Origin of the sequence: Dysgonomonas sp. Marseille-P4677 (assembly GCF_016652235.1) — a bacterium.
GTDB lineage: Bacteria > Bacteroidota > Bacteroidia > Bacteroidales > Dysgonomonadaceae > Dysgonomonas.
The window spans coordinates 1-18277 of record NZ_JAEPKU010000084.1 but is presented as its reverse complement, the minus strand read 5'-3'; the positions used below and the strand labels follow the sequence as shown (position 1 = coordinate 18277).

Sequence of the window (18277 nt, the reverse complement as noted above, 5' to 3'; positions counted from 1 at the left end):
ATGTTATATAACATGTATCGTGAGTTTGCAGATTGATAATTATTGCAGACTTTTAATCTAAATTTTAATAATTAGTTAATTTTATTAATAATACCCTAAAGGAAAACAAGTTAATTTGCCCAATTAATTTTAGCTATTTTTAAATGTAAATTTATTTATAAAAAACACTAGATTAATATCACAAAAATTTGCACTATTATTAAAATAATAGTTGTCGTGCTAGCATTTGTAATTTAGTATTTAAGATCGAAAACACTAATTTTCATCATAAGCATCTGTAAAGAATGATCTAATATTTGTTTAAACCATTAAATCTATTAATGTACATGGGACTAATGAAGAATAAGGCGCAGTTGTCTGCAATGATGTTTATCCAGTATTTTATTTGGGGGTCGTGGTATGTTACAATGGGGACATATTTAGGACAAACTCTTAATTTTACCGGAGCACAAATAGGCTTGGCATATGGAACTGCTGCCATAGCATCTATGATTTCCCCCTTTATTGTGGGTATGATTGCCGACCGTTTCTTTTCAGCAAACCGAGTTATGGCTTTTTTAAATCTAATAGGAGCTGTATTGCTATTTTGCATTTCACAAATTCACGAATTCTCATTGTTCTTTCCTGTCTTATTCATTTACACAATTTGCTATATGCCAACGACAGCATTGTGTAATTCTATTTCATTTGCCAATCTAAATGATCCTGGAAAAGAATTCTCCCGAATCAGACTACTAGGCTCTATAGGTTGGATTGGTGCTGGAGTTTTAGTTAGCTTCTTGAAGATAGAGCATCTCCCCGACCCTTTTATTATAGCCGGAGCAGCATCAGTATTAGGTACTATCTGGTCTCTTTTTCTACCCTATAAAGCCCCGGAAAAGACTGTCGGAAAAGTTTCAATAGGTAAGGTTTTAGGTTTTGATGCTTTCAAATTGATGAAAAACCGATCATTTTCTCTTTTACTTATTTTTTCAGCACTAGCTTGTATCCCTCTAGGCTTTTATGACTCATTTACAAATCTTTTCTTGAATAATGTAGGTGTTAAGCATGCCGCAGCAGCAATGAGTTCTGGGCAGGTTGCCGAAATTATTTTTCTATTTACATTTCCTTTCTTTTTTGCAAAATTGCGTTATAAAGGTAGTATCTCTGTCGCTATTTTTGCATGGATGCTTCTTTATGGGTTGTTTGCATTAGGAGCATATACCGAATCATCAACATTCATCTATATGGCACTACCAATCCACGGTTTTTGCTTCACTTTCTTCTTTGTTACTGGGCAGTTGTATGTTGATGATAAATCTTCAAGTAATTTACGGAATTCGGCTCAGGGGCTGATTGCTTTTGCAACATATGGAGTGGGTAAATATATGGGTACCCTTATTGCAGGTAATGTTGTTAGTACAAATACAATAGGAGAAAACTCTTACAATTGGCTAAACATATGGCTTGTGCCATTCATTATTATAACTGTCATTTTTATTTGTTTTATATTAAGCTTCAAAGAAGAAAATTCAACAAAAGAGAGTATAGAAATTTAAGTCAAGTCCGATTATAAAAACAAATGATTTGAATTGATTATAATATAAAAGGCTTCATCTATAGATTGAAGCCTTTTATATACTATTATTCAATATCTTATATTATCATTGTGCAACACGATTCATTGTTATTGAATGTTTATTAATAGATTATCTTTTATTATACTATAAGGAATAAGTAATTCTTGAGGACCATCAGCATAAGCTGCAATTTCGTAAACATTGTAATATAAAAGTAGCCCATCTTTTGTAATGAATATGTTTTGAGGAAGTATAAAAATATCATCAGGAAACATAAATTTAGTCGAATTGATTGACTGGTTTGCAGATAAATTATATTTCTCCCTAAATTTCATTTCTGCTAATTTAGAAAACCTATCTATATCTTTTATAATATTATTGATTGTTAATGATTTGCCATCTTTAGGGCTAAAAAATAATGATGTTGTGTTAGGGTTTCCATGCGCACCACCGGTCATAGAATACGAGGTCAGTCTAATATTCACAATATCGCTATTGTAATATTCAATTACTCCATTTATATCGGCTTCCCACATTAAATTATAATCAGAATTATCAGATACAAAAGCTTCATAATTTTTGATAAACCCATCAAATAAGTCATCATAAGTTGTAGCCACATCATCATTTTGTCCGATAATAAGTTTTACTGTCTTAAAAATTGAGTCGTTTATGCTTTTTGCTATCTCATTATCTCCGCTGGCAACAGGGATAATAGCTGTAAGTTTAGTTCCTTCTTTGGTTGGTAGACTAGATTCTTTTTTGTATTCAGCTTTAGAAAAAGATAAGTCAGATGATTTTTCGGGTTGCTTTTTAAAGTTATTGCAGGCGGCAACTAAAATCGTTAATAAAAGTAGATAAAAGATTTTTCTCATAATAGTAACTTGGTTTTTATTTTTCTATAATTAGAACTACTATACTAATCATTTTGTTTTATGTATAATCATATAGAATATCTCTTTAAGTCGAAAAATATCATAAAAAAAACTTATATTTTTAAAATAATACTATTTTTGTTCCCATATCAAAAGAAATTACTCTATTCTTGAATAGAATAACTTAAGACATATTAAATTTATGAGATCTAATTTTTCATACCAAGTTATACTGCTGATTTTATTTGTAATAATATTCTTACCAATAGAAGTTTCTTCTCAAAGTAAGTCTAAGAAAAACATTGAATCTGCAATTTTGGATTCCGCCATTCTCAATCGTCAAAAAGATGACTCTATCAGGATTGAAGAGCTAATACTACAAGTACAAGAATTAAAACTCAATGAAATTTTACTTCGTAATGAGCACGAAAATAGAGGAAAGGAAACAGCAAAAGCTGATTCAATAAAGCGAGCCGAACAACGTAAGCAAATAGATTCATTGCGCATTATAACCCCTGGAGTACCTATTGTTATAGAGGGAGACACTCTGTTTTCTTTATATTCGAGACGTGGTGGGGTTACTCCAGCCGATAGAGCAGCAAAAGCTGAAGAAATGATAATGCTCTTGGGTAAAAAATTGACTGTCAACCAAGATTCGGTATACCTCTATAAAGGCGATCTGACAACAGATATTATGTCGGAAGATAAAGTTATTATGAGTGTTACTGATCAGGATGGCTTATGGCAAAATCTTAGTAGAGAGGAATTAGCTGAACAATATCTTGTTATTATATCTCAGAAAATACAAGATTTACAAGCCGAGTATGGATTGTTTATTAAAGTAAAAGGAATATTACTCTGTATTTTAGTTGTTGCTGTACAAATTGCGTTAATATATCTGACAAATAAGCTTTTTAAGAAATTACAAAAGAAAATAATCAGATTATCACATACAAAGTTTAAAGGGATAACAATAAAAGATTATGAAATTCTAACCGAGTCGAAGGAAAGACGTATTATGGTTTTAGGATCTGTAGTCCTGAAATATATATTTATTCTGATCCAATTAATGATTACGATACCTATACTCTTTTCCATATTTCCCGAAACCGAAAAGTTTGCTTATATGGTTTTATCTTACATATGGATTCCGGCTAAGGATATATTTATGTCTGTAGTAAGATTCATTCCAAGCGTATTTAAGATTATACTTATTTATATCTGTTTTAAATATATTATTCGTGGTATAAAATATATTGCCAACGAAATAGCAACGGATAAACTAAAAATAAACGGATTCTATGCAGACTGGGCTTTTCCAACTTATTATATAGTTCGTTTTTTACTATATTCTTTTATGCTTATTATGATTTGGCCACTGTTGCCAGGTTCGAAATCACCTATTTTTCAAGGGGTATCGGTATTTATCGGCTTAATTATTTCGTTAGGTTCTACTACTGTGATTGGAAATCTGATGGCAGGAATGGTTATTACCTATATGCGCCCTTTCAGAATAGGTGATCAAATCAAATTGAATGATACCACAGGGTTTGTTATAGAAAAAACTCCTTTTGTTACGCGTATACGCACTCCTAAAAATGAAATTGTAACAATACCAAATTCATTTATACTTTCATCTCAAACAGTAAACTATAGTGTATCTGCCCAAGATTATGGGATTATCCTTCATTCCACAGTTACTGTCGGATATGAAACACCATGGAAAGAAGTACAACAACTACTAATTGAGGCAGCCTGTGAGACAAGCACTATTTGCAAAAATCCTTCGCCTTTTGTTTTAGTACAAGAATTATCTGATTTCTATTGTACATATCAGATAAATGCATATTCACGGCAAGATCAGACTTTGGCTAAAGTTTATTCGGAACTGCATCGCAATATTATTGATAAATTTAATGAAGCCGGTATAGAACTCATGTCTCCTCATTTTTATGCTCAACGAGACGGTAGTGATATTATGATGCCTCCGGAATATATTAATAAAAGAAATAAATAATAGATTTTATTCAAAGATAAAGATAGAATAAGGTATGACCTGAATATCATACCTTATTTTGATTCTTTATATTTCTTTAAATACTCTCTTATCATACTTTCCTTATTATTTTTTGTACTACAAGGTTTGCATATTCTATAGAGTATTAGTTTTAGCCAAATTCTCAATTTCATTTTCTTTGTAGGAGCTAGATGTAAGTATAATTTATCTCAAAGAGAGAAAAGAGTCTATTTTAATTTGTAGACTCTTTTCTCCTATATTTAAATGAATTAAGTAAATAGATTTTGATTATAACAAGTGGGCTAATTTCCTTGTTTACTCAAACAACAATATTTATATGTATTTTTAAAAATTTATACGATTTGTAACTTTACATATCTTCACTTAAACACCGTATTTCAGCGATTTTGGTAGTCATTGACTGTGAAGAAGCCATTATCTTTATTTCCAGAACATCATTTTGTTGTTCATCCTGCGGAATAAGATATGTTGCTGTAAATAAATTATCACCGCCTCTACCTTTCAGCTTTATAGTTGCTACCTTCTGATTATTAATTAGCACATCAAAATTTCGGTTATGATCTCGATCAAAGTATTTTAAATACAGAAATTTTGAGGTTTTACCTGTATTTTTCATCTTATAACTAAACCATCCGTGAGCTTCACGCCAGTGAATATCTTCAATAAAGCCTGTGCGTGAATTATCTGATTGGATAAAATGATCTGATTCGGGCTGTTGCTCTCCACAGACAACTTTATCTATCGTAATTGCATCCAGCTTTATCCGTTCCTGTTCATCGATTTCTATTTGTCTTTGAATATCTTTTACACCATCTGTAGTAGCTTGGGCCCAATAAATGATATATCGAGATTCGTGCAGACGGAAAAATGGAATAAGTTCCAGTCCCTGATCATATTTACTTGGATAAAGTCCTGATAAATGGAACGTTAAAGGTTTGTCTTTTACAGGTGTTATTAAAGATGTTATTTTATCAGGGTCGCTTACTATAATTGGCATATCTTTCATTGGTATCTGTTTTCCATGAGCAATATGTCCTCCACGGCTATCATCAGCAAACAAACCTACCATATCTTCTGTACCAGTCTTAGCAGCTAAAGCAATAGGACCATAGAATATTGAATAGTAGTTCGACTTATCGGGTAGTTGCTCAACAGTGAGATGCATTGGCATTTCCATCACAACCTTATCTCCTTTTTTCCATTTTCGATTAATCGCAATATAATTTAAAGAAGCTTCGGATACAGGATAGTTTTTCCCATTTACGGTTACTTTTAAAGTACCCCTTTTTACCCATTTAGGATAACGTAATTGTAAAGTGAAATTAGTAGCCTTTTCGGGGTTGATTGTCAGGCATGTTTTAGCTTCGTCTGGAAATATATTTTCTTGTATTATTTCAGTTTTTTTAGCTTCCCACTTCACTCTTGATGGTATAAATAAATTTACATATAATTCATCATCAGTGTGTGCATAAATCATTTCTCCATATTTGGCATGATTCTCTATTCCTGAGCCTACACAACACCAGAAACTAGTTTGAGGTTGAGAATATACACGATAATGTCCCGGACGCATTTGAGTAAAATACACAAAGCCTCCTTGTTTCGGGTTTTGAGTAGATAGTATATGGTTGTATAATGCACGTTCATAATAATCCATATATTTTTCATCTTTCGAAGTCTGATAAAGCATCTTCGACAAGCGTAACATATTATATGTATTACATGTTTCAGGTCCTTCTATACTTTTTATCACTCTCGAAAAATCATTTGTCGGATTGAAGTGCTCTCCCACACTATTCCCCCCAATACAGACCGAACGATGCTCTACAACTGTCTCCCAAAAGAAGCGAGATGCTTCCGACCACGATTCATTCCCCTCTACATCAGCTATACGCTTAAACCCTAAAACTTTAGGTATCTGTGTATTAGCGTGCATCCCTGTAAGTTTATCTTCATGTTCTAATAATGGATTGAGTACTAAATGATGCGAAAATTGATGCGCTAATTTTAAATACTTTTCATCACCTGTGATTGCGGCCACGTCTGCAAATGTTTCATTCAACCCGCCATGTTCACTTCTAAGCATATCCTGTATCTGTTCTTCCGACAGCTTCGATACCAGATTAATAGCCCAATCGGTCATCTTTATCAACATATCTTTCGCCATGTTATTATGAGTATAAAGATACGCATCTCGAAGTCCGGCATAGGTTTTATGTATGTTATATAGAGGAACCCATTTGCCGTTGAGATCGAATCCTCCGGCTTTTATATTCCCATTTGCCACTTCGTTCCATATAGCTCTTCCCCCCGGAACACCACCGATATAACCGTTTGCATTTGCATCTTGACAACGTTTAAGCTCATTGATCATATAATCGAGACGCTCTTTTATTTGTATATCACCGGTAGACGCATACATCAGTGACAATGCAGATAAATAGTGCCCCCCTATATGTCCGTCAAGCCCTGTATTTTCCCAGTTGGTATAGCTTTCTGCTTTGAGAGGCAAACCGGCTTCGCGAAGAAAAGGAGCTAATAACCTATCGGCTTTAAGTTCAAGTAAATATTGCTTGTCTAGGTCTTCAGCATGTTTAAAAGGACTGTCTAAAAGTTTTACATCTTGCAGATTGAAATAATCTACTTGTTTTTTTAGTTGTGCATTCATACACAATGTGCAAACAACGAATCCGGCAATTATATATACTCTTTTCATTTGTTGGTATATGATTTATTTAGGTTATAAAAAAGGTAACAAAAGTAACAGTTTTCCATATGTTTTATTTTGTTACCTTTTTGTACGGAATTAAAAAACTCAAAGATTTAAGGAATTACAGAAAATGTCTGCAAACCTTGATTTATAGATAAATTATTTTGTTTTTATACGCAATATAGTAAATGAATAAGCAGGCAATTTATAATTATCATTTACATTAAAGGTATCATAAACAGGCTTAGCCAATTTATCATCAGGCTTACCTGTCAATAAGCTTCTGGAGGCTATCGGGTTGGAAATACTTATACCATCTAGATTAAGCTTCGTATCCACTTCTACGGGTAACATATTTACTAATTTGATAATTACATCTCCTGTTTTGCTATCACGTACGATAGATTTTGCTATACGTTTTCTTACAGCATCTCTACTATCAGAAAGTTCGATATTACTTGCAATGTATTCATCTCCTGCGTTTTGACCATACAACATTTGCACATAATATCCTACGGTTGGTTTTACCTCACCGTTGTTAAAATAGATAAGATCAGGATTCCATTGCGTATACCTTTCTTTAGCAAACAGAGGAGCATATGAAGTCATCGTTACTATATCTCCATTACGTTCCACATTAGCCAGATGTAAAGCCTCTGCAAGAGCTGTTTCAATATTGTTTGGCCTTCCCGGTAAATGTGCAGCATATTCACCTAGATATACTTTCGATTTTGAACGGTCATATTTATCATAAAAGTCCTGATTGTGAATATACCATCCCGGAGAATTGTAATAATGTTCATCTACCATAGGTATCTCCAATTTTGCAGCTAAATCCCAACCTTCCACATAATCGGTTCCTTCATAAAATGGGCCAACAGTTCCGATAACCGTTATTTCGGGATGCTTCTCTTTTACAGTGTTGTATATCATTGCGAATCGCTCCTCAAAAACATCTGTTATAAGGTCTTCGTTGCCAATACCAATATATTTCAGATTAAATGGTTTTGGATGACCAGCCTCGGCTCGTTTTTTCCCCCACTTTGTATCGACATCTCCATTTGCCCATTCTATAAGATCTAAGACCTCCTGTACATAATCATCCATATCGCACATCGGGATACCTCCTTGTTGTCCGCCTATAGCATGTCCATGGTGAGCCGAATTCTGGCATGGAACCCCTGCTGGAACTACCGGAACAGGCTCTGCACCTAAATCTTCACAAAATTGGAAATATTCAAAATAGCCTAATCCCATAGTTTGGTGATATCCCCACAAATTCCGTTGTGGTTTGCGTGTTTCAAGAGGACCTATTGTATTTTTCCAGCGATACATGTTTTCCAATCCGTCGCCATGAGCTACGCATCCTCCCGGAAAGCGTACAAAACGAGGATGCATATCAGCTATAACTTTAGCAAGATCATCTCTAAGTCCGTTTTTACGACCTTTGAATGTTTTTTGAGGAAATAAAGAAATCATATCTAATTCGACTTTTCCCGTCATTTGAGGCACAACTACCAACTTTGCGTCAACAACTGTTTGGGTCGCTGTTAATACAATATCATATTTTTTCCAATCGCTTGAAATCGATTTGGTAGAAGCTTCTCCACATACTTTACCGTCTTTACCTATCAAACGAATTGTTAGCTTCCCTTTTTTTGATTCAGGCGTACGTGCAAATATAGAGAAATCATACTTGTCTCCAGCTCTTAAAACTATTCCATCGTATCCTTCATTTACTAATCCTGCTCCTACTCTATTTATCTGAAGACTTGCATAATGTTTATTATTTGCATGGATTGGTGAAACTGAATCAACAATAAATGTCGCATCTGCATTATTTAAAGACCAAGCTTTGTAACTATTCCAACTCTTGTCATGTCCTTCTTTATCACTCAATGCATATTCGAAATCCCTGTTCTGTACAAGTTCTGCATATAATCCCCCATCAGCAGCATAGTTTATATCTTCGAAAAAGATACCCATTAATAAATCGCTTATTTTTTTACTTTTTGAGGTATTTATAGAAATAGTTGCACTCACTGATTCTAAAGATGCAAATCGTTCTGAGTCTGTAGATGAGTTCTCCGAATAAAGAGTGTTTTTATAAATAGCTAATTGTTGTGTCTTAATTAAGTTGTCAATAGTCTTCCACGGAACATTATGAATAGTTCCGGTTTCTGATTTTCCTAATATAGTTGCGGTTTGTTTGTTGCTTGTACTGTTTTGTATTTTTTTTGCTGCACTATATTCTTTAAAGTCTTTGGTTGTCACCGAATAGGCTTCTGTACTTGTACCAGCAGAACTCAGCCATGTTACAGTATAAAGGTTTGTTGTTTTATCGAAAGAAATTTCGGGAGATAAACAATTCTTATTCTCAGCAACTATTGGATATGATTGGCGGCCCCAATATACCAGATCACTTGAGGATACATGAGCAAAGGCTCCATCTCTTTCATTCATACTCCAAACACAATGCCATATACCATCGGAAGATTGGAATAAAAACGGCGAAAGCATTCTTTTTTCAGAACCCCAGCGTCCGTAATCGCATCTAACAAAACTATGCTCCGGTCCGATAGGAAACCAGTTTTCTTTATCTATGCTCCATGCAAAATGTAATCCATTATGATTGGAGTTCTTATCTGTAGCATATGCGAACAGGTATGCTTTATCGGGTTCTTTAGCAAACAAGTTTCCCGATATTAACAGAATCATTATACCAATTAAAACTTTTATCCTTTTCATTCTATATTAGTGGTTTAAGTTTCTCTCTAATCTCCATCATTTGCCAATTTATCAGCATCTTTCTCCGTACAATGAATTACATATCTATATTTAAATTGTATTCATTTTATAGAACAAGACTCTTAAGACAAGTGCATAAAACAAAAGTATGCAGATTAAGTGTAAAATAAACATTTAATAATATGTTATAAAACATGAGAGTAGGAAAGCAAATTATTGGTTTATATGAAAGATATGTTAGTATGGTTTTGTAGAATACTCTTTTTGAGCGATAAAAATATTGAAAAAGAAAAGTCCTGCCAGTTTATATATAATAAACTAACAAAACTATAAAGTCTGAGACTAAAAGACTAAATGTGGACGGAATCTAACGTTGTATTTCTTCTCTGTATTTTATAATGTCGGCAATACTTACTATTTTTATATCATATTCATCCGCAAGTTTTACTAATTGGGGCATTCGTGCCATGGTTCCATCTTCATTCATAATCTCAATTAATGTACCTCCGGGTTTTAAACCTGCCAGAGAGGTCAGGTCAACAACCGCTTCGGTATGACCTTGACGTTCTAATACACCACCTTTACATGCTCTTAATGGAAAAATATGTCCGGGACGTCCTAAATCAGAGACTTTAGTCTTTGGATCTACTAATGCTTTTATTGTAGCGGCTCTTTCGATAGCAGAAACTCCGGTAGAAAAGTCTTTTCCTAGTAAATCGACAGAAACCGTAAAAGGAGTACCAAGTAATGATGTGTTATTATTTTCCATCATTGACAATTTTAATTCTGTGCATCGGTCTTCTGGTATAGATACACATAAAATACCTCGTCCTTTGTGCAGCATGAAATTTACAATTTCGGGGGTGATTTTTTCGGCAGCAACAACAAAATCGCCCTCATTTTCTCGGTCTTCATCATCTACCACAATAATTATTTTTCCTAAGCGTAAATCTTCTAAAGCTTCCTCAATCGTATTCATTATCTTATATTTTATTTATGAGAATCAGATAGTAGCTAACCTATAAATCAGCTACTATCTCAACATAATTATTGATAAATATCAATAAAATCACATCTAACTTAAATTTAATTTATTATCAACTATTTGACAATCGCTCTAATTCCATTTTTCTTATTTGTCTTGGTGTTCCAATAGCTTCTTCAGGCAATGCTATAAAACGGCTTAAAATAGCTGTTATAACATATAATATGGCAAAAGACCAAATAATTGCACTACCGCTGCCTCCAAGAGAATAAACAATACCTATAATTGCCGGACCGACAAATGCGGACAATCCTGCTCCAAGATTAAGAATAGACATTGCTGCACCTTTTTCTACTTTAACCAACGAAGGAACCAGTGCCGATAACGGTACATATCCGGCAAGAGTCATCCCCCATAAGAATCCGCAAACCATAACAAAGGTTATATTATTGGGCAGAATTTGAGGAGAATAGTAGAACAAAAGGGTTGTGATTGTACATCCTACGCATCCAAACCATAAAACTGTTTTTCTCCAACCAATTATATCTCCAACAAAACCAAATATTAGGTTGAAAATAATATTACCTCCAACTGCCACAGCCCAGATATGAAGCCACTCTGCTTCTGTAAAACCTTGTCCCTGCATATATAAAGGCATAAAGACCGGAAATCCAAATAAGGTTATTGTATTAATTGTTCGTATAATTCCTGCTATACCAACTTTTGGTTCTCTTTTGATAATTGTAAGTCCATTAAGTAAGTCTTTGATAGTAGACTTCTTTGAATTTTCTTCCTTTTCATTGCCTGTTTTGAATTTCATAAAGACTAAGGCAAAAACAGCGCCTATTAAAGCCCAAAGTACTGCAGTCCATAAAGTTGGAATGTATCCAATCGCTATTGTAGCCCAACTTGCATATATAGCACCTAATACGCTCAATCCTCCTGTGAACACAAACCAAAACCAACCCACAGCTTTACCTAGCATTGACTGAGGTGATTTTTTAGCAATCCATACTAGAAAAGTATAAGCAAACAACGGATAGCCAAATCCTTTGACCGCATATAGGGCCAGCATGAGGGTGAAGTTAAACTGTGCGAGTGCAATACCTACAAAGCCTATAACTCCAATCAGGTAAATTATTAAACCATAAAACATTGTTTTTCTTACACCCCACATATCAGAAAGAACTCCCGACAACCAAGAAGAGACACCTATTGTGATTCCATATACTGTAAAAACAAGTGCAGATTCTGTTTCACTCAATCCTCTGTCAACTAAATATTTGCTCAACCATCCTTGTTCAACTCCGTCACCCATCATGAATATGAGTACGCCCAGATATCCCCATGCTAAAGCATGCGGAATGCCAATTTTATCTAAAAAATTTTCTTTATATTTTTCCATGGTATTGTTTTTGTGATTCTATTATATATATTAGTAGTTAGTTAATTTAGAAAGAGAGTAGTTCGAGAGATATTTCCATATTCATATAGTCTTTCTCTGGATTCCACATTGGCATAATTACAACCGGTAGTTTATAATCTCCCAATTTGAAGGTTTTAGAAAATCGAAGATGTATATCAACTATATTAGGTTCGTCCCCATAAAAGTGAGCTTTTGTTTTAACTCCGTTCAAATCCCTTCCTTTTACCAACGCGAATGCACCCCCAATTCCGGCATCAAGAGTATATCCTTCATGAGATATGATGGGATACTCTAATTCAATATAAGATGAATATCGGTTTTTCTTATTGAGTGCATCCCGGTCTCGTCCATATAGAAGCGTAGCCCAGAAAATTTTTAATGGAAATGATCCTTGAAGCCGATGTGATAATCTCAGGTCTATAAAATGCCCTGTTTCTCTGGCTTTATAATTGAATGCCTCTTTGTTGTTATAAGTTGCACCCGTAGAGAAATTGTAGATATCCCAAAGAGATATTTCAAAGCCTGAATGTTTGAAAGAGGCATAATAATCAAATTCTTTGAATTTACCGTTTACTCCTACTCCACCCCATAAACCGGCTCTAAAGGCATCATTTTTTGTTTTGAAATGAATATCGGTTATGGCCGATACTTCATCCGAAACCTCAATTCCTCGCCAAAGATGCATGTTTTTTAGTTGAATACTTCCTCCAATATAATTCTGAAAAGTAATTTTTTCGTCATCCTCATTTTGAGAATCTGCTGAAAATGTAGCTATTATAAAAGCTACAATCAATAACGATATTGATTTTAAGTGTTTCATGGTCTTTATATGGTTAATGTTAAATTGTATGTAACAACCTGTAGCAAGAGTCATAGAAATATAGAAAGTCTGCAGGTCGTGGTATATGTTGCTTTCTAAATAATTCAGCAGGCTTGTAGATCTTCTTTTATACTTGGATATGGTTGTAGAATAAATATATAGCCTATTAAACCATTGCTGCTGATAATATTAGTACATAATCAGCAGCATTCATATACTACTAAATTTCACTCAGCTATTTCTTCATGAATTCTTCTTCATACTTACTAATGCGGTCAACCTTAGGCGTTGAGCTCCCCCCGCTAAATTCAGAATCGAGCCATATATCAAGCAAATTCTTCGCCAATTCGACACCAATAACTCTCTCGCCAAAGCAAATGATTTGTGCGTCATTGCTCTTGCGTGCACGCTGAGCTGAGAAAGGATCATGGCAAACCGCTGCTCTTACTCCCGGAACTTTATTGGCTGTAATAGCCATTCCTATTCCTGTTCCACAGACGAGAACTGCTCTCTGAAACTCCCCTTTTGCTACAGACTTAGCTACTGCTACAGCAACATCCGGATAAAGGACTACTTCTCCTGCATTAGCTCCGAAATCTGTTACATCAATACCTTTGCTATCCAAATATTTAATTAACTCTACCTTCAGATTATATGCTGCTTCGTCACAACCTATTGCGATTTTCATTGTTTTTTCTTTTTAGATGTTAATCATACAAGTTCATACTTTTCGGCTAATAGCTTTTCTATACCATCAGCCATAGACGACAAGATAATACAACAAGATGCAGCTCCGGCATCCAGGACTCCTCTCGAACGTTCTCCTAAGCGGCTCGAACGTCCATATTTTGCAACCATATCTTCAGTCGAATCCCGTCCTTTCTTTGCAGCTTTTTTCATCTCATGTAGTGCAACATTAAAAGGAGTTTTATTTTCTACGGCATTATTGAGTACTTCAACGGAGGGGGCTAAAGTATCAACTAATGTCTTGTCTCCGACTTTGGCTTCAACAATCCCTTTCAATCCTTCTAATCCGGCAGTGAGCATTTCATTAAATTCTTCGAGTCCGATTTCCTTCGGAGAGTTTAAAGCTTCTGACATCTCAATAAATATAGTTCCATAAATTGGTCCCATCGATCCTCCTATTTCAGTCAAAAGAATTGCTCCTAGTTCGTCAAGACCATTTGTGAATGAGATATCTTTATTCCTAATACGTGTTTCAAACACAGTAAAGCCTTTGTTCATATTCATGCCATGATCTCCATCTCCTATCAATCCATCTATCTCGCTTAAGTAACCTTTATTATCTTGTATGGCTTTTACCATAGCCATTAGGATTGGTTTACCTTTGCTATTATCAAATGTTCTCATCTTATTTTGTTGTATTTATTTACCATTTATCATTGTCATTGTTTCAGCCCTACGCTATTGGCAGGCATATCTATCAAAGTTTTTAGTTCTTCATCTAATTTCATTATTGTGAGTGTTGCGCCCATCATTTCCAATGACGTGAAGTAGTTACCTACATATGATTTATGAATTTTTATATCTTTTTTTGTTATTATCCTTTCTATTTCGTCATAAAGGACATAAAGTTCCATAACAGGAGTTGCTCCCAACCCTGATACCAATACTACAATTTCATCACCTGCAACAAAAGGATAATCGGGTAAAACAATATCTGTCATACGTTTTGCCATTTGCTTAGCGGTCTCCAACTGACAAACCTCAATGCCGGGTTCACCATGATGTCCGATCCCAACTTCCATTGTTCCTGGCTTTATTTCAAAGTTGGCATGACCAACAGCCGGTAATACGCAAGGAGTAAGACCAATACCAACACTTCGTGTATTATCTATTGCTTTTTGAGCTGCAGCGATCACTTCATCTAAGTTTCCTCCCATATTGGCCTTTGCACCTCCAACTTTCCACATCAGAACTTCACCGGCTACACCACGACGTTTCTCTCGCTGATCCTTAGGCGCTGATGCTACATCATCGTTTGCCACAACAGTTTTTACTTCTATTCCTTCTTTAGCAGCCATCTTAACGGCCATCTTTACATTCATATTATCGCCCGAATAGTTTCCGTAAAGACATGCCACACCCTTTCCCCCGTTGGCAGCTTTACATGCATCGAGAAATGCGACAGCAGTAGGAGAAGAACATATTTCACCTACAGCGACAGCGTCACACATATTTTTTCCTACATATCCTATAAATGCAGGTTTATGACCTGATCCTCCTCCTGTCACGACGCCAACACGTCCATCAACTTTTTCAACGGACTTTACAACACGTGAATTAGTTGTTTTTTCTACTATATCATTATGAGTTTTCAGAAATCCACTTAGCATTTCATCTACTATATCATCCGGATTGTTTAATATTCTTTGCATAACTATATATTCTTATTTTGAGATAAAAAGTCCTTAGAGCATGCGTATAAATCATGCTTAAAGTGTTTATTAATAAAATTGATTAAGTCTTTATTTAATTGTAAATCCCCCGTCAATCAACAGATTATGGCCTGTAATCATAGCAGCAGCAGAGCTGCATAAGAAGGTTATTGTTCCTGCTATTTCATCCGGTTCGGCAAACCGTTCGGATGGCATTTGCTTTTTGAATTCATCGCCAACCGGACCATCCCATGCTTTATGGCCAAGCTCGGTAAGTACTACAGTCGGAGAAACGGCGTTTACTCTTATTCCGTACTTGCCCCACTCCATTGCTAAAACCTTTGTCATAGCAATAATAGCACCTTTCGAGGCGCAATAAGCGACATGCTTATCAAGGGCGATAACTCCGGCTTGTGATGCCATATTGACTATGCAGCCGGCTATTTTGTGGTCGATCATATATTTACCAACTGCCTGTGCCATCTTAAAGGAGGCTTTGAGATTGACTTCCATAGTCATATCCCACATTTTATCACTGATTGTTTCGGAATTGTCCAAAGCTACTATTCCTGCACAATTAACTAGAATATCAATTGTGCCATATGTTGCTATTGCTTTTTGAATAACCGATTGCCTATATTCCTCGTTTGTAATATCGCCCGATATACCGATACAGTCTTTAGATAAATTCTTAGCTATTTCGTCCGCTTGGGGATTAAGGTCAGCAATTATGACTTTTACTCCTTTCTTGACAAAGAAGTCGGCTGTTGCTTTTCCTATTCCGGCAGCACCACCTGTTATTATCGCAATTTTCGATTCTAATGAGAAATTTATATCAGCTCCCTTATATTCTATCATGATAATGGATTTTTAGTTATTTAAGTTTTTCTTCGAAGCCGGAAATGACTTAAGCAGAATTAAATTCCGGCTCCAAAGACATTCTAATATGGCTAACGTTATTGCATATCAGGTACAAGGATTACTTTAAGTGCACCTCCTTCACCTGTAGTAGCTAATTTAAATCCTTCCTCCCATTTTTCTAAAGGAAATTTATGTGTGACAACACCTTCGGTCGGAAGTTTGCCATTGCCGATCCATTCAATTACTGTATCATAACAGAACGGGCTAAGATGGGAACCTAATAGGTCTAATTCCTTACGGTCACTGATGATACTCCAGTCTACAGTAACTAGTTCTCCAAATACGCTAAATTCAACAAAAGTACCCATTTTGCGAATAGCTTCTAACCCTTGTTGTACACTTGACGGATGGCCTGTTGCCTCAATATAGATATCACATCCATACCCATTTGTCATTTCTTTTATAACTTTCACGACATCTGTTTTTGCAGGGTTTAGAACTACATCAGCTCCAAATTTTTTAGCCAATTCCAGACGTTCTTCTTTCATATCCAGTACCACTAAACATTTCGGATTGTGTTGTTTAATTGCTCCTACCATACCAAGTCCTAATGTACCAGCTCCGGATAGAACAACAACATCTGTAACGCCTATTTTAGCTCGTTGCACACAATGATATGAACATCCGTAAGGTTCTATAAGGATTGCCTTTTCGATAGGAAGTTCTTTAGGCACAAGATAATTTAAAGATTCTTTAGTCAATTTAATATACTCAGCCATACCGCCATTTACATTGTTTTGAAAACCATACAAATCATGTTTTTCGCACATCCAGTGACGACCGGTTTTACAAAACATACATTCTTCGCATGGAACAATTTGTTCCGGACATATACGATCACCTATTTTGAAATTTCCTTTAGCCTTAGGGCCTATTTCTACAACCGTTCCGACAAACTCGTGACCGGGTATCATGGGTGCTTTTATATAAGCCGGGCTTCCATCTCCTCCCCAAAAACTAGGCGCACCAGCAAAAGCTTTGGTATCTCCTGCACAAATTCCGCAAGCTTCAACTTTTAATATAATTTCATCTTCTCCGGCTCGAGGTGTGTCAACTATTTCGAAACGATAGTCACCGGGAGCATATGCTACGATAGCTCTCATTTTTTTTGGTAATTCAATTGTACCCATGATATATTTTCTTAAAAGGTTAAATAATTAAGATGCTTTCATCTACTACTAAATTAGCTATATATTAAGTTGGAATTTCACCCGATAATATATTTCTAAAATTCAACCGTTCCCGCAACCGTTCCCAGTTTCCGCAACCGTTCCCGCAATCGTTCCCAATTTTGAGGTTTAAAAAAAACTACTTACTTTTATGAGATAAAAACCATGGACCATGAAATACACTACGATAAAGGACATTGCTAGTGAGCTCGGAATATCAAAATCTACAGTATCGAGGGCATTATCAGGAGACAGTAATGTGAGCAAAAAAACGAAAGAGAGGGTGTTAGCTTTAGCTGAAAATTTAGGATATAAACCGAATGAAATGGCGGCAAACCTTCGCAGGCAACAGAGTAAAACTATAGGAATTATTGTCCCTGAAATGGTTACTCCTTTTTTTATGTATGTCATTATCAGTGCTCAGCGGGTTTTGAACGAGCAGGGCTTTAAGGTTATTATCACTCAATCGCATGAAGATATAGAAGCTGAATTATATAATCTAAAGCTTTTGGAGAGTTACCGGGTCGATGGTATCATTATGAGTGTGTGTGATGGTGAAGAGAATTTGAAAGAATATTATCGTTTACAGGAGAAAGGTATTCCTATCGTTTTTTTCGACCGTGTACC

The 18277-nt window shown here is 35.3% G+C and carries 13 protein-coding genes and 1 pseudogene; 3 read left to right on the top strand and 11 right to left on the bottom strand.

Annotated elements, in window-relative coordinates:
- The first annotated feature begins 326 nt into the window (after window positions 1–326).
- The gene (locus JGH11_RS13620; RefSeq protein ID WP_201112697.1) at window positions 327–1538 is read left to right on the top strand and encodes an MFS transporter; all 1212 of its coding nucleotides are present in this window, start codon (window positions 327–329) and stop codon (window positions 1536–1538) included.
- 128 nt (window positions 1539–1666) lie between these two features.
- Here the strand turns inward: JGH11_RS13620 and JGH11_RS13615 are convergent, their stop codons facing one another.
- A complete protein-coding gene (locus JGH11_RS13615; protein ID WP_201112695.1) occupies window positions 1667–2434 on the bottom strand; it encodes a DUF3298 and DUF4163 domain-containing protein in 768 nt (255 codons plus the stop codon).
- 202 nt (window positions 2435–2636) lie between these two features.
- On the opposite strand from JGH11_RS13615, the gene JGH11_RS13610 reads away from it, so the two are divergent.
- Window positions 2637–4451, top strand: a complete 1815-nt coding sequence (locus tag JGH11_RS13610) for a mechanosensitive ion channel family protein (RefSeq protein ID WP_201112693.1) — start codon at window positions 2637–2639, stop codon at window positions 4449–4451.
- Window positions 4452–4821: 370 nt separating this feature from the next.
- Here the strand turns inward: JGH11_RS13610 and JGH11_RS13605 are convergent, their stop codons facing one another.
- From JGH11_RS13605 to JGH11_RS13560, 10 genes and pseudogenes are all read right to left on the bottom strand, one after another.
- Window positions 4822–7188, bottom strand: coding sequence for a glycoside hydrolase family 127 protein (locus JGH11_RS13605; RefSeq protein ID WP_201112691.1), 2367 nt, complete (start codon window positions 7186–7188; stop codon window positions 4822–4824).
- Between the two features lie 153 nt (window positions 7189–7341).
- Complete coding sequence (locus JGH11_RS13600) at window positions 7342–9930, bottom strand: alpha-L-arabinofuranosidase C-terminal domain-containing protein (RefSeq protein ID WP_201112688.1); 2589 nt, start codon at window positions 9928–9930, stop codon at window positions 7342–7344.
- A 385-nt stretch (window positions 9931–10315) separates the two neighbouring features.
- A pseudogene (gene ribB, locus JGH11_RS13595) lies at window positions 10316–10909 on the bottom strand (3,4-dihydroxy-2-butanone-4-phosphate synthase); the annotation flags it as partial.
- A 118-nt stretch (window positions 10910–11027) separates the two neighbouring features.
- Complete coding sequence (locus JGH11_RS13590) at window positions 11028–12320, bottom strand: MFS transporter (protein ID WP_201112684.1); 1293 nt, start codon at window positions 12318–12320, stop codon at window positions 11028–11030.
- Between the two features lie 46 nt (window positions 12321–12366).
- Entirely contained in the window at window positions 12367–13161 is a 795-nt protein-coding gene (locus JGH11_RS13585) for a hypothetical protein (protein WP_201112682.1), read from the bottom strand.
- A 235-nt stretch (window positions 13162–13396) separates the two neighbouring features.
- Window positions 13397–13849, bottom strand: coding sequence for a ribose 5-phosphate isomerase B (gene rpiB, locus JGH11_RS13580; protein ID WP_201112680.1), 453 nt, complete (start codon window positions 13847–13849; stop codon window positions 13397–13399).
- Between the two features lie 23 nt (window positions 13850–13872).
- On the bottom strand, window positions 13873–14532 hold the full coding sequence (gene dhaL / locus JGH11_RS13575; RefSeq protein WP_201112678.1) for a dihydroxyacetone kinase subunit DhaL: 660 nt from the start codon (window positions 14530–14532) through the stop codon (window positions 13873–13875).
- 35 nt (window positions 14533–14567) lie between these two features.
- A complete protein-coding gene (locus JGH11_RS13570) occupies window positions 14568–15560 on the bottom strand; it encodes a dihydroxyacetone kinase subunit DhaK (protein ID WP_201112676.1) in 993 nt (330 codons plus the stop codon).
- Window positions 15561–15650: 90 nt separating this feature from the next.
- Window positions 15651–16418 (bottom strand): GolD/DthD family dehydrogenase, encoded by a 768-nt coding sequence (locus JGH11_RS13565; protein WP_201112674.1) that lies wholly within the window; start codon window positions 16416–16418, stop codon window positions 15651–15653.
- 98 nt (window positions 16419–16516) lie between these two features.
- Window positions 16517–17611: an alcohol dehydrogenase catalytic domain-containing protein gene (locus tag JGH11_RS13560; RefSeq protein ID WP_201112672.1), complete on the bottom strand. Its 1095-nt coding sequence runs from the start codon at window positions 17609–17611 to the stop codon at window positions 16517–16519.
- Between the two features lie 211 nt (window positions 17612–17822).
- Between JGH11_RS13560 and JGH11_RS13555 the strand changes: the two genes are divergently transcribed.
- The coding region (locus JGH11_RS13555) for a LacI family DNA-binding transcriptional regulator (RefSeq protein ID WP_201112670.1) at window positions 17823–18277 on the top strand (455 nt) is incomplete at its 3' end.

Excerpts from the sequence above, each read along its gene's own strand:
- JGH11_RS13620 (WP_201112697.1), top strand. The coding sequence starts at position 327 with ATGGGACTAATGAAGAATAAGGCGCAGTTGTCTGCAATGATGTTTATC.
- JGH11_RS13590 (WP_201112684.1), bottom strand. The coding sequence starts at position 12,320 with ATGGAAAAATATAAAGAAAATTTTTTAGATAAAATTGGCATTCCGCAT.
- dhaL (WP_201112678.1), bottom strand. The coding sequence starts at position 14,532 with ATGAGAACATTTGATAATAGCAAAGGTAAACCAATCCTAATGGCTATG.
- JGH11_RS13565 (WP_201112674.1), bottom strand. The coding sequence starts at position 16,418 with ATGATAGAATATAAGGGAGCTGATATAAATTTCTCATTAGAATCGAAA.
- JGH11_RS13605 (WP_201112691.1), bottom strand. The coding sequence starts at position 7,188 with ATGAAAAGAGTATATATAATTGCCGGATTCGTTGTTTGCACATTGTGT.
- JGH11_RS13570 (WP_201112676.1), bottom strand. The coding sequence starts at position 15,560 with ATGCAAAGAATATTAAACAATCCGGATGATATAGTAGATGAAATGCTA.
- JGH11_RS13600 (WP_201112688.1), bottom strand. The coding sequence starts at position 9,930 with ATGAAAAGGATAAAAGTTTTAATTGGTATAATGATTCTGTTAATATCG.
- rpiB (WP_201112680.1), bottom strand. The coding sequence starts at position 13,849 with ATGAAAATCGCAATAGGTTGTGACGAAGCAGCATATAATCTGAAGGTA.
- JGH11_RS13585 (WP_201112682.1), bottom strand. The coding sequence starts at position 13,161 with ATGAAACACTTAAAATCAATATCGTTATTGATTGTAGCTTTTATAATA.
- JGH11_RS13615 (WP_201112695.1), bottom strand. The coding sequence starts at position 2,434 with ATGAGAAAAATCTTTTATCTACTTTTATTAACGATTTTAGTTGCCGCC.
- JGH11_RS13610 (WP_201112693.1), top strand. The coding sequence starts at position 2,637 with ATGAGATCTAATTTTTCATACCAAGTTATACTGCTGATTTTATTTGTA.
- JGH11_RS13560 (WP_201112672.1), bottom strand. The coding sequence starts at position 17,611 with ATGGGTACAATTGAATTACCAAAAAAAATGAGAGCTATCGTAGCATAT.